We start from the raw sequence: 301 nt of genomic DNA, 5'->3' as shown, positions 1-301 counted from the left end.
AGCCAGCCTGGCGCCAGTGCGGTCAGGAACAGCGCGATGCCGTAGCTCACCGGCACGGCAATGATCAAGGCAATAATCGAGGTGACGAGGGTGCCGTACATCGGTACCAGCGCACCAAATTGTTCGTTTGGCGCTTCCCAGGTTTTGTTCCACAGGAAAGAGAAACCAAATTTTTGGATGCGTGGCCAGGAGGAGAAAATCAGGGAGACGATAATGCCGCCCATCAACAGCAACACGATAAGGGCGGATAGCTTCACCAGCGCGCCGAAAATCATGTCGCCTTGTTTACCGGGGGCTTTGA

The 301-nt window shown here is 55.1% G+C and carries 1 pseudogene; it reads right to left on the bottom strand.

Annotated features, from left to right (window positions below):
* Positions 1-301: pseudogene (pstC, locus tag KVT28_RS24840) on the bottom strand (phosphate ABC transporter permease PstC); the annotation flags it as partial.

Origin of the sequence: Pantoea sp. GbtcB22, assembly GCF_019091025.1 — a bacterium.
GTDB classification, from domain to species: domain Bacteria; phylum Pseudomonadota; class Gammaproteobacteria; order Enterobacterales; family Enterobacteriaceae; genus Pantoea; species Pantoea leporis.
This window is presented reverse-complemented; position numbering and strand designations above follow the sequence as displayed.